Raw genomic sequence first — 18,870 nt, forward strand, 5'->3', positions numbered from 1 at the left:
AGCCAACCGAATTGCGGTTCATCACCGACAATCTCGATGGGACGGATGCGTTCGCAATGTTCGTCGAGTCAATCGGCAACGCGCATCGAAATGGCGAAGGTCCAGCGGATCTCGATACTTTAGAGCTGCCCTTCGCTGGGGGACGGAAAGAACATCACCGGAAGGTCTGTTCAGCCACATCGTCGAGACCTTGGACGCTCCTGAAAATATGGTGTGGCGTTTTCTGGCGACCCCCAGAGTGGCGGGCTGGTCGGAGGCAGCAATCACCGATGAGATCGATGCTATGCTGGCCGAACTCGTCGATGAGCGCGAGGAGATCTCCGTCAAGCGCAAGGCGCTTGTGGCGCAGCTCCTCTGAACCACCAACCTATCCCTGGTCTCGCAGGATCAACTCGACGCCGTCGCTCTGAAGCTTAATCAGCGACCTCGAAAAACCCTGGACTTCGAGACCCCGGCTGATAGGTTGCAGAGGGTGTTGCGATGACAAGTTGAACTCACCGCCTTATACCGGTCGTTCCGAACCGACATTCGCCTCGTAAAAAGCGGACGTTGTTATGAATCTCTGGCTTCGATCACCGAATGTCCCCTTGTGACGAGAGCCTGGAATTCGTCCCGCATACGGATATGACGGCCTGGGTCTCTGCGAAGTGCTTTCGGTACTTCATTCCCATGACGGAATGCTGTCCAGGTGGCACCGCCATCTGCTTTGCGCCACTCAAGAAGAGGGTCAGGAATAAACTCAAACCTGTTCCGCGCAGGCACTAACTGCGGCGTCAGATAGATCCATTGGTTTCCAATAATCGCGACCGAGTGGAGGATCAGGTCTTCACCATGAGGCAACCATCCAGTGACCTGTCTGCTTTTGCCATCCGGGTCATTGGCAGCTTGCTCACCGCAATTGCGGTGACAGTCATAATGCACGAAGCCAGTCGCCAAAAGCTCTTCCCGACGGCGGTTAAGGCAGGGAGTAATCGCCAGCCTTTTCTATGCAATAGGCGAAGAGTTCTGGTTGCCGTTCAGCTAGGTCGAAATATCCCTCCAGCAGTTGCCCAGGAGTCGTCCTCAGAGAATTGGGCGCAACGTCGACTCTCTCCAGCAGGGGAACGAGCGGCGACCCGATTAAGGATTTGATTGTATGGCCATCAACCGCCAACCGAACATGAGTGGGAACTAAAGCGAACAGGATCAGCGTGTGAACCTGTCGGACAAACACGGCATTGGCAAACGCTTGCAAAGCATCGGACCTGTCGAATTCCCGCAGTGAGTGGTGGTTGGGGTGCAATTTGGCCCAACGGGCCCACCACCAGCTTTCCCGCGGAAATCCTGCTGTGGCGAATGTCCCTAGCGGGTTAGCCTCGATCTTGCGTCGTGACGGATAGGCCACAGCTTCTGGAGCGCGCGTGCGCCTTGCCCCAACCGTTTTCGCGCGGATAAAAAGCCGCGACGTCTCCGCGTGGATCTCGTCGCCTCTAGGACCAAACTCCCGTCGGTGTCCGCCCCATTTCAAATACTCGGACAGGCGATATCCGGCGACCTTGTCGTCGACGATGACTTCGTCCGCTTCAGGTACAAAATAGCGCGATACCGCTTCGTCGGCGCATGCGCAGCAAGCGTGGTAACCGGGATATTCTGCAAGAAAAGATTCTGTCGTTCGAGCTATGCCTTCGATCAGATCTTGCGGCGCCGATCGTGCCGAAGCCGTCATAGAGGCGATGAAACCTCTATCATAGATCGTGTCGGCGTCGGCTTGAAGGATCAAGAACTCATTATTGGGAATACTAACTTCATCGGCGAAGGACTTGGCCATCGACACTCCCAAATGACGGGGCGGGACGTAACCGCGCTCGAGCGTTTGCCCCAGCAGCACTGTTCCTGGACTGTTATTCTTGATGGCCTTCATCACCTCAAGAGTGCCGTCGGTCGAGCCGTTGTCGACCAGGATCAGCACCGAATCAGGCGGGGTGGCATCTCTGCTGAAGCCGAGCGATAGGCAGGTCGCGATGAGTGAGACCTTTTCATTGAGGCAGGGAACAACGACGGCCGTCTTCATGGAAGCCTCGCGATGAAAGGACATTGGCTGTGCGCTGTTGGAACCGATGGGATCGCGCAAGAACCTGCGTGGCCATGCGCAGCGATGCCGGGCAATGCGCGGAGCAGGGGATATGGCTGATGAGGGCGCGGCCTGCAGCGTATTGCGAGACCGATGTCAACGAAAAATTCCCGACGTGGCGCCGCCCGGAAATTTGTATTGACCAAGCATCCAGGTGCTTTTCACCGATCCGCCGCGCTGTGCGGGCACAGCAGCGGGGATAGCCAAGCCACTGTCCCAGCAAGACCGTGTGTTCGCCCGCAGTCTGGTCGATGGCCAAAAGCCGCCGAACCAGCACAGAGCGTTTTGAGAAGACGACGAAATTGTCCCGATCGCGGCAAAAATAGAGCCCTCTGAGCCTCGCCCAGCGTCCGATCTCGGCATCACTGACTTCGCCCTGCACTTCGGTCCGAAAGGCGGGTCGCACATTCAGCGTCACCTGGCACAAATCCACCATTGATGACGGTTTTAGCCATTTTGGCCGCACCATCACGAAGCGCGTCGCCAAACCATAAGAAGCTGCGTTGCACCTGGTCGCACGTCTTCTTTGAACCCTGCTTCCTCCGCTGCCCGTCTCGAGGCAAGATTTGACTTGCGCATGTGGGCATAGATCACGTCGTATCGACTAGCCTCGCATGCCTTGCGGTAAGCAACTCTGCCGATCCGATGACCCTGACTTGGTTTATTGAGATAAACCTGAATAGAGGCGTGGCGGCCCACTGGAGGCTCATCGATCACATTGATGAAGACAACGCCTGCCCGTTTGCCATTAGTCTCAATTTTCCAGGCCTCCCCGCCTGGCCCGCCGCCACGTTCGGTTGTCCCTTTAGTGGGCGTGAGTACGACAAGATCGGGTTGGACAAACTCGGGGCTCGGGTTTGCCCGCACGGCTTTGGGTTTCGGCGTTGGCCGCTTAGGGCTGCGGCGAGGCGCAGCTCTGGAGGAAGGCCTAGCGCCCATAGATGCGCTCCAAAGCGGGCACAATCCGATCTGTGGCCTCTTGCCAATATTCGGCCGGGAAAAACCCTGGTGAATAGGCGACCACGATATCGGCAAGCTGGGAGCCAAGAACGGACCGGTTAAGGGCTGCGGTCACGTCGTCAATCTTTCCCAAAATATGGTCCAAAGGTGGATCGAAGGGCTTCTCACGGCTCTGCCAATCCGTATCCCCGTCATAGCGATTGTTAAAGAAATCCATGTCGATATGAAGGACCGTTGGCCGGGTTGGCAGATCTTCGAGCCAATCATCGAGGTTAGGGGTCGAACGATACAACCCAGGCCCTGTCTGCCTTACAGTTGGCGTCAGCTGCACTGCGGGCCGGAATTGGCTTGGATCCAACAAATCGTCGGCCTGTCTGATCAGTCCAATTGCAAAATCTTGAGTCTTGGTAACTTTTGGCGGTTGGCAAAGCTGCCGTACCTCAGCCTTGGGAAAACCGTGCAGAAAAGGCGTCAGGAAACTGCCCATCCCGATGGCTCCGCTTTCGATGGCCGTGCGCACGCTCGCGGGATCGCCTAGATCGCAAAATGAGCCGGTGATGGCGTCTTTCCATCGGCCATTTCCCTCAAACAGGCGAGGGCTTGCCAGATCCCGGTGGTCGTCGACGTGAAGGATCAGCACATGCTCGTCTGAGCTGATGCCGGCAGCATGCACCCATTCACTCCAGCTTTGAAGGGTCCAAGTGTCGTACAGAACGCTCAGCACATGCTGCTTACGGGTGCGGGCCAAGGCCATGATCGGCAAGGTGACGTTGTCACCCCACCATGCCAAACCCTCTTGCAACCGCGGGTCGACATGTCGGTCCAGCCCGTCCGGCCACGACAGGTTCAAATGCCACCCTGCGTCTCCCAGTACGGAAGTCGCATCCTTGTCACAGAAATAGTCGCGAAGAACCGCGTGTCGGCTGGGCTTCGAGGCCGGCAAGCGATCGACCGGAAGCGTCAAGGATGTCACGCTGCCTCTAGTGCCGACTTTGAGGCTTTCTTGAGAACCTCGGTCAAAGAGCGTCCTGTCTTAGTAAGCGGGCAGCTCAAAAGCGTCTCAAAGGCCTCTGCAAGGTGCTCGTCGGTGCTCCTGATCTGGTTGACCGCGCGATTGTGGAGTCGCGATGGCCCATTGCGCAGCACGAACTGCCAAAATCGGCGCAGTTCGACGAACACAAAGACCGCATGCAGCAGTCCGGAAGGTGGCCGCAAATCTTCGCGCCAAGGGGAGACCACTCGCATGTCAGTCGGTTCGACGGTGGGCGAAATGCGTTCGAGCAGGTAGAGCTTCTGGTGGCGATGCTCGTGAATTAAGGAATCGGCCAGATCATAGGGATCAATCAACCGGTCGCCCTGCCATACTGACACATAAAGCGCCCCTGGCACGGTGTTGTCGCTGAAAGACACGATCTTCTCAGGATGGGCCAAGGGATCGCGAACGAATTGGACGGCGCGGCAGGCCATGCGTATCTCGTTTGCCAAAGCTGGGCGCCACGTTTCGACAATCCGCAACGCCTCCTCTACCACCGACCGCGCCTGCGTTGCAAAAGCCGCTGTTTCGAAATAGATGGCATCGCCGAACGGTTTGCGCAGCCAGGAATCCTCGCTGGCGACGGCCAAGGACGTCATGTCGCCTTCGGACCGGCCTAGCAAGTCATCAAGGTAAGCGGGGTCAGCCGACAACGGTTGTCCGTCCACCGTATGCACCAGCCGCCCCAAGTTCTGAGAGGCAAGCGTCCTTTGCCAGGCAACCGCTCCTGGCTGCTGGCAAAGCTCGGCCAATCGCTCGGGCTCGGTTTCGCCGAGGTTGGCGACCTTTTGAAATTCGTCGGGAGGCAAAAAGCTAGCTGCTTCCAGAAGCTCACTTGTCAGAACATTGCGCGATGCTTCGCACAGGAGCGTCATCTCCGCAGCGCCGAGCTCGGCCGCTTCGTAGTGGTCAAACCGGAAGGCGTCCGGTAGTGTCTCGGCCGGTCTCGCGCCGCCCTCCAATAGACCCTCGAGTCGTCCCTTGATGTGGGCGACGAGAGCAGTCATTTCCCCGCAATAGACTGTTGGGTTGTCGAAGCCGTTCGCGCCGTACCGGTGCGGCAGTGAACCGCCACCGCAAATATCGACGATCGCACATTCCTGACAGGTCACGCTGAGACCCGGCCTGCTGAGCAACTGTCTGTGCACGGCCAAGTGGGCGGATGAAGCGATTGATGAAATCTCAGTGTCGGCCACAGTCCCGCCGATTTTCGTTGCACCGTCCTTTGTGACCTTCAGCACGTCTAGGTCGTGGTAGCTGCCATCGGTCTCGATGCCGATGAGGCTTACGTCGCCGAGGCCAAAAGCGTCGGTGGTGGACGGCAGACCCGCGACTGCGTCAAGCAGCGCCTCGAACGTTCGCACGGACAGCTGCGGGTAGTGATCAAGCCAGACATCAAAGGCATGGCACAGCCAGGCTTCATACAGATCAGGTTGTTCGCTGCGGCCAGCTGGCTGACGCACATGGTGCGCATCCGGCAAGAGAAAATCCAGCTTGGGAACCGCATGCGAGGCGAAGAACGCCAGCAGGTCTTCCGCGGGCGTTGTGGGATCAACGACGGCGATGACGCCTGCAAAGATCTTGGGATGGCTCTTGAGACGCACCAGCGAATCTTGGACACGCTCGAAACTTGAACGGCCCCTCTTTGAGTTCCGATGCTTATCATTGGCGTATTTTGGCCCATCCAGGCTGAGCGAAATGCTGATATCGGACGCCTCAAATGCCTCAAGTGCCGCTTCGGTCAATAAAAGGCCGTTTGTCTGCAGTCCGATATCGACCGCCGATGGTGTCGCGGCGCGGATCTGGCCCGCGAAGGCTACGAGTGTCTCGACTCCGGCAAGCAAAGGTTCGCCGCCGTGAAAGATAACTGTGCAGCGCTTTATCGATTCTTCAGCCAAGTAAGTCGACAGCCTTTCCACAAAAGCACTACGATCGCCAACGGAGAGCAGCTTCGGCATCGAGCGCCAAGACTGATCCGCATGGTGGTAGACGTAGCAATAATCGCAGTCGAGATTGCAGCGCGAGGCAACCTTAACCAGGAATGATGTAATCCGGGGAGGTGCCTCGCGAACTGTCATGACCGGCTGTGGCGGTGATGCATCCTGTCATAGCTTGTGATGACGTCGCTTGGTTCTGCCTGGGACAAGACGCGGCCCTGCAGTCGCTGCAGAGCGGGGTTGGCCAGACGGCCCTTCAAAAGCGCCGTGCGCACGTCACGATTCGGCGCGGCTGAAGGGGTGGATGCCTGTTGCTTTAGATTTGGCATTTGTAACTCCAATTTTTTGACGACCCGATTATAGCATGCGGAAGCGCATACGCTACTAGATTTCAATTTGGCGACTGAGGCCAAGGGATTCGAATGCGCAAGCCATGGGTTGTATTGAAATCGGCTCCCGAAAATAAAAACTCCAATAATGTTGGGGGTAGACCGATGCAGGATAATCGTAGTCGTCATAGAGCCTGCGCCATTGGGGATTACCCTGTGAAGTGCACTGCAAAGATTATCGAGAGCTTCCTTTCAGTGGCCGATATACATGTCTGTTTTGAATTTCATAAGAGATAAAGCTTGCTTAACATGCGACGATCTTAGCTGTCTTGGATGATTTTTTTCCGACACATTGGAGACATCGCCGAAATTTTTTGTACAACTCAACCGTATTCAATATTGGCGATCGATCTAGGTGATACCCAGGATGGATTCGATGTCTGCACCACTCGACGGTCCCGTTCCTGTGAGCGTGAGAGAGCTGAGTATTCAGCTTAAGATCGCAAAATCGGGATGCGAGTGGGGAGACGGGCAGCGCTGCACAGGAGCGGTTTTTTTGGTGGGCGCAGGATGTTCGCGATCTGCCGGCATACCTATGGCCAGCGAAATAGCGAAGGATTTGACGCGCGAGTTGGCAAAACTTCAAAGCGCGCCTGAAATGGAGACGCTGGACCCGGCACGCGCTCTGATATGGCTCGATGAGCGGGAATATCTCACGGATATAGCCAGGCTGCTACCCAATTTTGATATGGGAAACCCCAATTGGGGACGGCTATACGGCTATTTGTTTGAGCAATTTTTTCGATCAGATAACAAACAGCGTGCAATCATCAAGGCAGCGATCGATCGCAGTGAGGGCAAGGTAAATTGGGCCCACATTTGCCTTGGTGAGTTGGTGCGTTGCCACTATGCCCATACCGTCCTGACCACCAACTTTGATCAGCTCGTGCTCCAAGGCATTATCCTAGCGGGGATGATACCTGTGGTGGCTGATGGTCTGTCCGCGCTTAGCCGTGTTGCCTCACTCCCAGACCATCCGCAAGTCGTCCACCTGCACGGATCGATGTATACCTATGAGTTGAGAAACAGTGTGGGGGATACGTTCGCCACTCAAGACGCCCTGTCCATGCAGGGCACAATGTTTGGCCTCAAAGACGCTGAGCTGCTGGTTGTAGTTGGTTATTCGGGCAGCGAAGAGGGCGGTGTTGTCACCCTCTTGGAACGGGCCTGTGCGGCGATCCCAAATCTGATGGTGTTCTGGGTCTTGTTTGAGGATTCAATTGAAGCGTTGAATCCTCGCGTCAGGAAAATGTTGGCAGGACGAAACAAGTTCGCGATTCTGAACCAAGACGCTGACAAGTTCTTTGCACAACTGGTCCGGGGTCTTGGATTTGGCGCACCCGGTTGGATGACCGACCCATTAGCCGTGCTCGACAGCCGAAAACAACTCATCGCCGATCCGACAGATCCGGTAATTGCACGCCTAAAACGCGACTTCGGGCTTGGGATCGGACGTTTGCGCAGCGCGTCAGCTCCAAGCGCTGAGGACATGATCCTTGAACAGGCAACGATTGACAGCCTCGGCGGACGGGACACCAGCGTTGTACTAGGTGTGACAGAAGCGATGGCATCAACCGACCCCGATGCTGCCAGATTACGTGCGATCAGTCTTGGTCGCCTAGGCAGCACCGCAAAGGCATCTGATCTGCTGGCTGCGAGTGTGAAGGCTTGGGCGGCGTTCTTTGAAGCTGGCGGGGCCGATGACGGGAAGGCACGCACAATTTTGGCACAGACCCTCTTTGATCTTGCAGAAGCGCCTGGGAACCAAAATGGTGTCCAGTCGAAAGAGGCCTTCCGCCGAGCCATGGAAACATTCCGCGCCGCGACTGAGGAGATCAATCCAACGCTTGCGCGATCGGACTGGATCGAATCCGCATTGGGGTTTGCAGAGTCGGTTGCTGAGCAGGGAGATGAAGGTGCCGCGGTTAATGACCTTACGGCCGCTATCGAAATTTTGGACCGGGCGCTCACGGTTTTGACCGGAGGCTCACAATCGCGTCAAAAATTGGCTGCCGAAGAGCGGCTGGGGATTCTGCTGTGCATGCGCGCCCGGCAAAGTAAGTCAGAGGCCGATTATCAGAGAGCGATAGATATCCTGGAGGACGTTTCGCAGCGGGCAGTCGCTCCTGAATCGTGGTCGGCTGGCGTCGTGAGGAACCTGGCGGTGGCTTTCCGTGGGTTGGCAGAATTGATCCAACACGACGCGCCGGACGAGGCTAGGGACAGTTACCATCGTGCCGCAGATCTATATCAAGAGTCTGCCAGGCTTTATCTCGGTGGCCTTCGCGATATAGACGAAAGCGAAGCACTTCAGGCTGCCATGTGGACTTATGAAGAGGCGGAGAAACTCTACCTAATTCTCAAAGATACCGAGGCCGCGATTCTGATCGAAGGAGAATTGCGTCGCATCCGCTCCGAGCTCGAAATATAACCGCGTCAGATCAGTTTGGGACGATGTCGACACCAACCATAATGTCAGCTGTAGCGGATTCGCAGCCCCGAAGCTGCCGATCTGGTCTCGGCCCAAAACCGGCCGTCAGGTAGTTCTACAATTCGCGATCGACTGGGGTTCCTGGAACCTTTTCGAACTTTCTGTCTGGCACCTCCGGCCGAATTGCGCGCGCTCGCCACGGAGGCTGGGGTGCCCGGATCCGCATTGGTGCAACTTACTGAAGCACTCATCAAGGCGCCCCAGTCCCGGGCCGCCGCCTCCGCGCCGATGTTTCATTCTACTACGCGGAATAGTCGGCTGTCACAACGAACCTGAAGGGCATCGGCCATCGCTCCGGGTCGAGGATGCCCTTCGCAAAGGCTCAAAAGCTCAGTCAAGGAATTGGGCTACCAAACAACTTTGCAGGGCAAAATCAAATATGCTTGCACGGCCGCGAATATTAGTGCATGATAAAGTATTGCGAAGTTGAGCTTCTTTCCACAAGAGGGCGCCGTGGCTGCAGCCGGCCCGCCTGGGCAATTTGACGATTTTCGTCCGAGTTTCATCACAGCGGGTATTGGCTGGCTTCCCGATCTGTATAAGCGCGCATTTGAGGCTGGAAAGCCCGATATGCTAGCTATGCTCGAGGCCGATAGCTCGGACGGGACTAGGGCCGTCACAGGCGTGCTGGATCCGCCGGTCAATACTACTGTTCTGCCGATCCGTTTTGGACATCTGGAGAGCGCCGCAAAGGGCATATCGAAAGACCTTTCTGGGACCTGTCCGTATACGTTGACAGCCCATCTCTCCGGAGGAGAAATCGGAGAGGTCGCGCTCCGGCTGAACCTTCTAAACCCTCGCGCGATCCTTTCAAACGAGATGTTCAAGCCGGCTTCGGTGGATGATGCCGGCAAGTTCGTTTCGCTTACCCAATCTGTCGCGCCTGTTGGCGTCGTGGTGCTGGCGGACCCAACCGATGATCCGGATAACCGCTTCAATGCGCTCAAGGCGGGCCTCTCCCCCCAGGCGCTCAACCAAGCGATCCCCAACTATCGTCCATATGCTCCTGACACGATGTTGGGACGGATCGACCTGACGATGACTTGGGCCATCGACAAGTTGGCAAAGATTACCACCGACAATTTCGGATTTGTGGTTGGCAGACCGGGAGGCGAACTGCCGCCCGATATCGAGCTGACCACGGTCAGCCTGTTCTCCTCCGAGGTTTCTGCAACGTTCAACGCTCTCTTACGGCCGTCTGGAGGATTTGGCATTTGCCTCCCCCGCGCTGCCGACGAAAACATAGTTCTCGTGATGAGGGCTCCTACGAAGCCAGGGAATGGAGCATCGAACGCCGAGAAGGCTGAATGGGAGCTTTATCAGAACGCCAGGAAGCAGTTTGGCGTCACCGGGGACTTCCGCGGTGTTCTTTTGAGCGGTCTCGAGGTCCACTGGTTGAGCGACAACAATGTCGGCCACGCCAAGGACATCGTACTTGAGATGGGCGTGAGTGCATGGTCGTTCGGATCAGGTCATGACCTGAAAAGCTCGGCGGACTGGTTCGTTTCGTTCGACGCCGGCATCAAGCCCACTGACGACAGTTCCTATCTGGCGCTCCTGTCTGACCTACACTTGGGCGCCGCCCTTGCACACGGCGAACCAACAAGGCTCGCGCTAGCGGCCAAGTTCCGTAAAGACCTTGATTTTCCGTACACCTGGCTGGCCGGCCGTGAAGTAAGGCTAACGCTGAGTTTCGAAAGCTGGACCGACAAAGCGGGCGACAAGCAGGAAGCCAACGTCATCGGCTGCGAGCTTCTTGGTGCCGACGATCGGATCCTCGCCCGGATCAATTCAAGCGAGCCGGTCGCGATTGACCCGGGCGTATTCAACTCGCTCGCCGTTGCCATCACGATGGCGCCGATCGTCGCAAGCTCGGGATCGATTGACACGCAGGCAAAGGGGATTCCGCCCAACGCCAATCTGCGTGGCTACTTCGCCGACATCCAGAGCGGCTCGATGGGTCAGCTCTATGTCGTGGCTGGGCTGGGTTGGTTCTTTCGCAACACTATTGAGGTTGAGGAGATCCGGGTCGTCGGCATCCGGCTGCAGGCGCAGCCTGCTTCCATAAACGGTGGCCCGGAGGGCAAGACCGACACGGCGCTCTTGTTTGACTACGAGGTCGATTATCGAGTTGATCTCAACGAAGCCAACATTACCTCGCAGTACGTCACGACCCGGATTGATGGGACCGGCATCGTGGTCGCGGGTCCCGATGCCTTCAGATGGGTCCAGGTGCCCAGCGGATTGCGCGACCTCTCCCTTGCCGACCCGGGTTTGTGGGATCTGGGGCCTGTCGGCAAGCTGCTCAAGCTAACCGAAGTGACGATCAGGCATGCTCCCCGCAAGGAACTCGTTCTGCGGCTTGCGCTGTCCGGTAATCTGGGGATCATCACCGCAGGGGATTTTGCCTTCGCAATTGACCTAACGGACAACACAGGACTGCGGCTGGAATCCTATCCCTCGAAGGTTTCAGTCAAACTACCTGGGGTGCTGGAGGGATCGGGCAGTTTCGTCATCGACAAATCGGGCGTAAAAAAGGTGATCGCGGGTTCTTTGGACCTGACGATAACCGCAATTGGAATGCGCTTTTATGCAGGGGCCCGCGTAACGAAGGTCGATACCGCAAGCGGTGATGAAACGACCGCCGTTCTTGCGACCGGCGAAGTCGAATTCGCCACCATGATTCCGCTTGCGAGTTCCGGACTTGGCCTGAAATCCATCAGCGCGCTATACGCGATGCACTTTGTACGCCTCGAGCAGCCAAGTCCCCCGGCCGTGCCGCCGGCGCTGGATTGGCTGAGCCGCGCCGGTGGAGACGTTGTCCGCTCAGTAGAAGTGCCGAAGAGCAAGACTCTTTGGGGCCCCAAATACGACCACTGGGCGTTCGGCATCGGCGTCGGGCTTGGTCTCCAGATAAGCGAGTTCGTGGTCAACCTTAACTCCATGCTCGTACTCGAAGTGCCGGGCCCCAGCATTCTTATCTTTTCGAAGCTCAACATCCTCAAGATTCCGAAACTCAACAAGGACATTGCTGACAAGCTGACGACGGGCTTCCTCGGACTGATCAAAGTGGATCTGGAGCGCGAGGAACTGACACTCGGGATACTGGCGGATGTCAGCTTTCAGAAGTTCTTCAGCTTCCACGCCCCGATCGAAATCTTCTTTGCACTACGGAATCTGGCGCACTGGCACATGTACCTGGGGCACTTCGACAATCCGATCAAAGCCAAGCTCGATATCTTGAGCGTGGTGAGCCTGTCCGCGTCCGGCTACTTCATGGTTGCCGGCGACATGATCGCCCACGCCCCCGTTCCCGGCGGACCCAGGGATCTGCCGGGGACCGCGCTCGCCATCGGGGCGGCTGCGCACGTGCAGATCGGCGGTGGGAGTCTCTATCTGCGGGTCGACCTCAGCAATCAGCTGTTTGTGTCGATCGCCAAATCGCTGTTTGCATACGGATACGCCAGCCTCTCAGGTGAGCTGCGTTTGTTCATTGTCTCAATCGGAGCGTCGGGGACGTTCGAGCTGCAATATCTGCGCAAGCCGGACGGCACGACGCAGCTTTACGTCAGCGGTCGGATATGCGGTCGCGTCAAGCTGCTCTTCGTCAAGATTTCCGGCTGCGTGTCGCTCCATGTCGGGTCGACCATCACCGAAAACTCACCATTCGAGCCGATTGTGGAAGGGGTTGTGGTTCTCTCGGGGGCGCGGGTCGCCCTTCGGGGGCAAGGAGCGACCGGCAACTTCGACGGAGAGGTCGCTAAACTGGAAATCTACAAAGGCGGCAATGGTTCAACGGACGTTTCGCTTGATGCTGTCCTTGCGCTGAAGATGCCCATTCCTCCAAGGATCGGTTTCCATCCGCAAGGATTTGCGGGTAGTGTCGGCAACCCGGATCAAAGTGAAACCCAATTCCACCTCGGAAGTCGCGTGGGGCGGTACCGGCTCGATGCCGTGACGCTGAAGCGCAATACCACCGGAGGCTTCGTCGACGTCGACTACGTGAATACTCCGGGCCGCTGGTGGACGCAGCCGCAGTCGCAAAAAGGCGGTCAACCGATCCCCCGGCAGCTTGCCTTGCTCACGCGCAACCCACTGGCCATCTCTAACGCAGTGACGTCGCCGGCGGATCTCGACACTTGGGTGAAGGCGATTTTGGGCGGCATTTGCGATCCATCTGTTGCGCCGCAACCGTGTGTTTTTGAGTGGGCTTCTTCGCAGGCGGGAACCGGCGTTGATGGCGAATGGACCTTGCCAGCACTCCTGCCGAACGCGAAGATCATTCAGAAAGTCGGAACTAGCGGCGCCACGCCTGAGGACGTCCGACTGATGAAGCGGGCGGGCGCCAACTCTTCCAATGACCCCTATCCGGGTTTCCCGTTGTATATCGGGGGCTGCGAGATCAGAACGAACGCCAGCACCAATGCACGCTTCACCTATCTCAAGCTCATGTCCCGTTGGATGCCCGAGGGTCGCCTGAGCTCGGCCGTCGTATTCCATGGCGGCATTTACGCTGACGAGCCGGTCGAGTTCTTAATTGCGCATCGGCTCTTTGGGCTTGAGTCCAGGGTCGAGTTCGAGTTCACGGACGCGAGCGGAACCTCGGTAGTCTATTGGCTCACGTCTCCTGAGGCAAAACGCACACAACTAGGCGACGGCGACGGCAGAAAGTTTCATTTACACGAGGAAAACTGGAGGGACAACGCGGAAGCTTTCGTGGATGCCCAGAACGAACCGACCTTCCAGAAGATGTCTTTCGAGCTGGTTAGCCTTCAGGTTGATGCAAAAAAGCTGGCTGGTCCGCCGGTGAGCCTGACGGTGCGATTTGACGCCGATGTTGTGCTTGCTGAGCCGCTGACGCTTTTGATCGGTGGCGTCAAGCTGGTTCCGTTGGCCGAGAAGATTCGCTTTGACAACGACGTTGCCGAGAAGGCCAAGGCCCAGAAGGAATTGCTGGACTTCCTGAACCAGCCCCAGGTTCCACTGTTGGAGCCGGCAACGGAATACCGCCTCGATATAGCCTGGCAGGCCGAGGGCGACGGCACGCCTCCGCAGCAACGCGAATACCGTTTCACAACGACCGACGAGCCGCCTAGGGATATCACGCCGTATCTTATCACAACCTTCCCATATGGGGGCGAACGCTTCCATTATCCCGACGACACCCCCGGCATCGTGCTCGGCTCCAACGATCTGCTCAGGACGCTGGCGAAGTTCGCCAAGGCACGGTTGCGGGTCACGATCACTGAGGACGGTGGCAATGATGTGCTTGATCCAGGTGAAACGCTCAAGTGGCACGCGGGTGTATCTGTCGACCCTGCAGACTTGCTTCAGGCCATCGTCCACCCGGTGAATGGGTTTGAAGTAAAGTCAGTCGCGGCACTGCCTACCGCGCTGGAGGAGGCGATCTTGCACTTGGCTGAAGCGGGAGGAGATCTGAGTTGTCTCGGCGACATCTCTTTGCCTGAGGCCGGACTTTGGATTGGTTTCAAGTCAAAGCTTCGTCCGTTGTCGGGATACGCCATCACGATAGAAGTGGTTGATGATGCGCCCAAGCCTGAGGGCTGGAAGTTTGCCGACGAGGGCGACAAAGGCGATGAGCCTTTGCTCAAAATTGCGTTCCGTACCGGCCTTCACCGGAATCTAACGGCTCACCTTGAGATGTTCGGTCGCGCGGTCGTCCGGCATCGCAACGCGTCGGAGCATCCGAAGTTCGAAATGTTTCCCACACCCGTCGAGGCGGGTGTCGCACTCTCACCTGACAAGAGCTTTGAGGACTCCGTGGCGGGCGTGCTTGGCGAACGGAGCGACCGCAAGGAGGACGCCAGGGTGACCGTGCTTTGGGAAGAGGATCAGGGCACGATGGAAGCGACTGGCATCATTCTGGAAAGCAACGAGCCGCTGGTAAGGCGGACGCGGGCAGCCTCGATCAAGAAGGCCCAGGGGCAAGACTACGTCGCAGACCTGAGCGACATGCTTATGCAGTCGATCGATTTGAGTGGATCATCGGGTTTGACCGACATCGTCGTGTCGGCAAGCGGCTTTGCCCTTTTTGCCCGGCTTGACCGCAAACCCGGAGAAGCTGTGACGGTCAAATTCTCCGACCGCGAAGTCGATCGTATTCCCCGACCGCTCGCCACCGCGCATTTCTCAATCGGAGACATTGCGCTCGGTGCGCGCCAGTCTCTCGCGTCTAGGTGAAGCATGGCTCCCAACCTGCAGGCCCGCATGGGGTTGTTCCGCTACCAGCGGGATGAGTTCGTCAACAAGCCCGGCAACCAGATCGATCCGGGCGCTGAACTCGGCGCCCCGTTCCCTTCCAACCCATCGGAGATGGTCAGCGTCTGCTGGAGTACTGAGCCAGCACTCGGCATGCCGGTAGCGCCAGCTGTTGTTGACGCGACCCAGAAGCCGTTTTCTTTGGGTGGCCATGCAGTCACGGTAGGCAATATCCAGATCGAAGCCTCGACAGGATTTGAGGCAAATCTGCTCCAACATGTACCTGGGGCGTATATCAATGGCCTCTTATGTGTGTTGGCGTACGGAAACGCGTTGGACACTGACTGTCAGATATTCGCCATTGACGCCTCGGGCGACGAAATCCCTGAAACGCGACAGCTGGTTTCGCATAATTCAAAGGTGCTGCTGTTTGGCCCGGGTATTTTCGGTGCGAAGGCAACGGCCCGCGTCAATCTTCAGCAGGTGCTAATAGTCGGATTTTCAGAAAACGCAGAACTGCCGTTACGCTCAATGGCCGAAGTCGGTCCCTGCCTACCCGGGATAACCTGCTACGACGATCAGGGATATCTTGGGGCCAAGGGCGATCAGCAGTGGTCGCTTGATATGCGGCTGAAAGCTGACGCGCTCGCCCGGGCAAACGGGAATGCACCCCAATCCGCGCGACTTACCAGCGAAGTGCACCAAGCTGATCCGCACACCGTCGCCAGTCTCGTTCTGCAGCAGGAGTTCGTGCAGCGTATCCCGGCAGACTTCGCGAATATCCTGGCAGATCCCGCGTGGACGTATACTCAGCCCGTACCTGGCACGATCGATGCAAATTTTGAGGTCTGTCCTAGCGCTATGTGGCAAGCTATTGCCCTAATGGGTCCGATCGAAGCAGTGTCCTTGGGGCAGGCAGTCAGTTTTGGCGTGGGTCAGCAGTTTCCCTACCTCGGCAACAGGGACGAGATCTTCGACTGGATCATAGGGCAGCAAGCGCTGCCTTTTCCCGTCGTCCGGATCACTACATTCCACGCTTTGAGGGGCTTTGTGGATACAGGCAGTGCTCAAGGCAATCGTTACGCTGCGAATGTCAGGAAATCAGTTCAGTTCGCCCGGCTCATTCTGGGCGCTGAACCGACGATCACCGCCGAAGCGACAGAACAACGTCCACCCCGGATACGCGACGGGGCGGCAAGTTGCGACGCGTGCCTCGTGGTCGATGCCCCCTCCCAGCTCGACACCTTTTTTGTCGAACAGGTGGCTGGAAGCGAGAACTTCTTCATTGAGGACGCCTCGGGGGCAATCAAGGCCTATTTTCCGAACAGCGATGAGTCGGACATTTTATCGCATGGCGGGCCATACCTGCGGGTCGGCCCCGTTGAACTGCCCTTCACAATGCCGGCAAACGTAACTCTTGGTGTCTATCCCCGCGACATTTTTGGTCGCTGGCCAAAGCGGGACGAGCCTATCTGCCGGCTCGATCCCTGGCCCGTCCAGGCGCCAACTTTCGGACCCAGCAACCTCGCATACGCCGCCAGTGGCCAGGCGTATCTCTCCACCACCATCATGTGGGACTGGTCGATCCGCACCCCGAGCGATTTCCGCCTTGGTTTGATTGCTGTCAGTGACGGCAAGGATCCCGGTCTCAAGTCCTCGCTTCCTATCTCCGGTTTGGAATTGCCAGGAGAGAACAAGGTTCGTTATGTCTCGATCGTCTTTGACTCGCACGGAAATCCCGGCTTGTCCGGGGAACAGCCGGACGGGGCGGAGGTGGGCGCGATTGATCCTCCTCCAGCTGATCCAGACGATCTGGTCCAGCTGGCTGGTATCAACGACCCCGATCCGAGGACCTATGCGCTGACGATGCCACTGGGACCGACCTCGGTAATCTTTAACGCATCGCCAACGCGTTTCGTGGCGCTAACCGCGGATGCATGGGAGGCGGTCAGTGGTAAGACCGAAGATCGTCGTTCGAAAGACAAGGCACGCACCATCGCCAGGCTGGACGATCCGCGCCCGCCGACGCTCGAGGGCTCGCACTGGAGCCTCAGTTGGTCAAGCCGTCCCAATGGTGCCAATGTCGCCCGGGCCTATTTGCATGGACCGGCTGTAACGGTCGCAACCGATCTTCTCGGGTACATGGCTTGGCGCGCCGGTGAATCCGCTGTGCTCGACCTCGCTTTGGCCGGCCAGGACGCTGACAAGGCAGCTACCCTGTTCGACGCGGTGAGACGCGAGACCAATATGCAGGTCCGGGTGCGCCTTGTTCAGAACATCGTGGGGACCCAACTAAGCGACCCCAGGTTTGCGCAAAGGTTTGTCGGCCTCTTTCTCGCGGCTAATACAACCTTGGTCGACAAGGGCTATGAACTGGACGTTCCCGGAACACAAACGGGCCTCGAGTTTGTGATGTTTACCGCGACTTCGCGCTCCGGGATGATGAGCGCGAAGTTTGACCAGCAGGGACTCTCCAACCTTTACGCCATCGCGGTGCCGGTGCCGTTAAAGGTCTCCCAGCCGGCGTTGCAAATCATCACCTATGATCCGGACGGCGTGCTTTCTCTCGTAGGCCTTTGCGTCGCCATTGTGGGATTGGACCGGCAGGGCGAACGGCGCGGGATCCGATTCTTCTGGGACTCAAACCCGGACATAGCGGATTCGGATGAGATTCTTCACCGGCTTGAGCCAGTCGCCGAATTAAGCATCAAAGATGCCCGTCGATACATCGACGACATTGACTCGATTATTGGCCGGCTTCCGTTTTCCGAAAAACGCATCTTTATGCTGCAGCCACCGCAAAGCTGGCTGCCGCATTGCTTCTGTGTCGACACCGTCGGGTTGGATGCCATCGGGTCCGATCCAAATCAGGACATAGCTAGTCGCCGATCCGAAATTGTGACAGTGCCTATGATTCCTGCCACCCCGCCGACGCTGGTGGCAGGACCGCCGCCAGACGACCGGATATGGACAGTGAAGCCGACCGGGCTCTTCGAACAGGAGGTTCCGGGCTACGCGGAGAGCGCGATCATGATGAGTTCTCTGGACGAGCATGGGAATGAGCTCGACCGCGTGGGGCCGGTGTCATATGGCGATTTCGTTAGCAAGGGCCTGCAGCTAGCAAGCGCATTAGCGGCGGCGTCATATGCTGCCGACGAGAGGCCGATCCACGTGTCGATCGACAAGGCTTCACCAGCTAAGTTCATACGACTTTCCGCCACCGATCCAGCAAAGCGCGGTGCGTCGCTTATTTTGCGCACAGAGTGGTAGCCACCAGCTCAACAACGCGCTTCGTTAACCTGCCACCGCGTCCCGGGCGCTGACTCGGCTGAGCAACGATGCTATCTTGAAGGTAGCGGTCGTGCCTGCGGCTGGTGCAGGAAAAGCCGAATGCAGGCGTGTCGCCGTGCTTCCTCGGCAGATGGTCGAGCGCGTTCCTGAGGAAGTGCACGTAGCAGCGTTGCCAGGCGGCTTCGGGAATCACCTCGCCGATCGCTGCCACCAGGCCGGCGTGATCGTCAGACACAACCAACTCGACGCCCTTGAGCCGCGCGCCTTGAGGCCGACGAGGAAGTCCCTCCAGGCCGAGCGGCTCTCGCGATTGGCCATCTCCACGGCCAGGATCTGGCGCCTTCCGTCCCAGTCGATACCGACCGCGATCAGCACCGCCTGGCTCATGACAACACCGGCTTCACGCACCTTCTCGTAGCGCGCATCGAGGATGAGGTAAG

At 57.8% G+C, this 18,870-nt stretch carries 10 protein-coding genes and 2 pseudogenes; 4 read left to right on the plus strand and 8 right to left on the minus strand.

The features are described from left to right. Positions 1 to 364 precede the first annotated feature (364 nt). Positions 365 to 484, plus strand: a pseudogene (locus NKI61_RS10745) (IS30 family transposase); the annotation flags it as partial. 68 nt (positions 485 to 552) lie between these two features. Here NKI61_RS10745 and NKI61_RS10750 read toward each other — a convergent pair. From NKI61_RS10750 to yhhA, 7 genes are read right to left on the minus strand one after another with little or no spacing between them, the layout of a single operon-like run. Next, on the minus strand, positions 553 to 936 hold the full coding sequence (locus tag NKI61_RS10750; protein WP_352839402.1) for a hypothetical protein: 384 nt from the start codon (positions 934 to 936) through the stop codon (positions 553 to 555). A gap of 19 nt (positions 937 to 955) precedes the next feature. Further along, positions 956 to 2,050: a glycosyltransferase family 2 protein gene (locus NKI61_RS10755; RefSeq protein ID WP_352839404.1), complete on the minus strand. Its 1,095-nt coding sequence runs from the start codon at positions 2,048 to 2,050 to the stop codon at positions 956 to 958. Further along, positions 2,016 to 2,582 carry a hypothetical protein gene (locus NKI61_RS10760; RefSeq protein ID WP_352839406.1) on the minus strand — a complete coding sequence of 189 codons (567 nt, stop codon included), beginning with the start codon at positions 2,580 to 2,582 and terminating at the stop codon, positions 2,016 to 2,018. The genes NKI61_RS10755 and NKI61_RS10760 overlap by 35 nt, the downstream gene beginning before the upstream one ends. Next, on the minus strand, positions 2,579 to 3,049 hold the full coding sequence (locus NKI61_RS10765) for a GNAT family N-acetyltransferase (RefSeq protein WP_352839407.1): 471 nt from the start codon (positions 3,047 to 3,049) through the stop codon (positions 2,579 to 2,581). The genes NKI61_RS10760 and NKI61_RS10765 overlap by 4 nt, the downstream gene beginning before the upstream one ends. Next, on the minus strand, positions 3,039 to 4,034 hold the full coding sequence (locus NKI61_RS10770) for a hypothetical protein (protein ID WP_352839409.1): 996 nt from the start codon (positions 4,032 to 4,034) through the stop codon (positions 3,039 to 3,041). The genes NKI61_RS10765 and NKI61_RS10770 overlap by 11 nt, the downstream gene beginning before the upstream one ends. A 5-nt stretch (positions 4,035 to 4,039) precedes the next feature. After that, positions 4,040 to 6,181, minus strand: a complete 2,142-nt coding sequence (gene yhhB / locus NKI61_RS10775) for a cyclophane-forming radical SAM/SPASM peptide maturase YhhB (protein WP_352839412.1) — start codon at positions 6,179 to 6,181, stop codon at positions 4,040 to 4,042. Further along, positions 6,178 to 6,558 (minus strand): YhhA family cyclophane-containing RiPP, encoded by a 381-nt coding sequence (yhhA, locus tag NKI61_RS10780; RefSeq protein ID WP_352839415.1) that lies wholly within the window; start codon positions 6,556 to 6,558, stop codon positions 6,178 to 6,180. The genes yhhB and yhhA overlap by 4 nt, the downstream gene beginning before the upstream one ends. 247 nt (positions 6,559 to 6,805) lie before the next feature. Between yhhA and NKI61_RS10785 the strand changes: the two genes are divergently transcribed. The 3 genes from NKI61_RS10785 to NKI61_RS10795 all read left to right on the plus strand — a co-directional run bounded on the left by NKI61_RS10785 (position 6,806) and on the right by NKI61_RS10795 (position 18,409). Beyond that, positions 6,806 to 8,860 carry an SIR2 family protein gene (locus NKI61_RS10785; RefSeq protein ID WP_352839418.1) on the plus strand — a complete coding sequence of 685 codons (2,055 nt, stop codon included), beginning with the start codon at positions 6,806 to 6,808 and terminating at the stop codon, positions 8,858 to 8,860. Between the two features lie 513 nt (positions 8,861 to 9,373). Continuing rightward, a complete protein-coding gene (locus NKI61_RS10790) occupies positions 9,374 to 15,121 on the plus strand; it encodes a hypothetical protein (protein WP_352839421.1) in 5,748 nt (1,915 codons plus the stop codon). A 3-nt stretch (positions 15,122 to 15,124) separates the two neighbouring features. Further along, entirely contained in the window at positions 15,125 to 18,409 is a 3,285-nt protein-coding gene (locus NKI61_RS10795; RefSeq protein ID WP_352839424.1) for a hypothetical protein, read from the plus strand. A 130-nt stretch (positions 18,410 to 18,539) separates the two neighbouring features. On the opposite strand, the pseudogene NKI61_RS10800 reads toward NKI61_RS10795, so the two are convergent. Further along, positions 18,540 to 18,870 (minus strand): annotated as a pseudogene (locus tag NKI61_RS10800) (transposase); the annotation flags it as partial.

This window comes from Mesorhizobium sp. M0514, from assembly GCF_040321145.1.
In the GTDB taxonomy this organism is placed as follows: Bacteria; Pseudomonadota; Alphaproteobacteria; order Rhizobiales; family Rhizobiaceae; genus Mesorhizobium.

What these genes read in the sequence shown, in the direction of transcription:
- NKI61_RS10755 (WP_352839404.1), bottom strand. Translation starts at nt 2,050, where the DNA reads ATGAAGACGGCCGTCGTTGTTCCCTGCCTCAATGAAAAGGTCTCACTC.
- NKI61_RS10765 (WP_352839407.1), bottom strand. Translation starts at nt 3,049, where the DNA reads ATGGGCGCTAGGCCTTCCTCCAGAGCTGCGCCTCGCCGCAGCCCTAAG.
- yhhB (WP_352839412.1), bottom strand. Translation starts at nt 6,181, where the DNA reads ATGACAGTTCGCGAGGCACCTCCCCGGATTACATCATTCCTGGTTAAG.
- yhhA (WP_352839415.1), bottom strand. Translation starts at nt 6,558, where the DNA reads ATGACGACTACGATTATCCTGCATCGGTCTACCCCCAACATTATTGGA.
- NKI61_RS10785 (WP_352839418.1), top strand. Translation starts at nt 6,806, where the DNA reads ATGTCTGCACCACTCGACGGTCCCGTTCCTGTGAGCGTGAGAGAGCTG.
- NKI61_RS10795 (WP_352839424.1), top strand. Translation starts at nt 15,125, where the DNA reads ATGGCTCCCAACCTGCAGGCCCGCATGGGGTTGTTCCGCTACCAGCGG.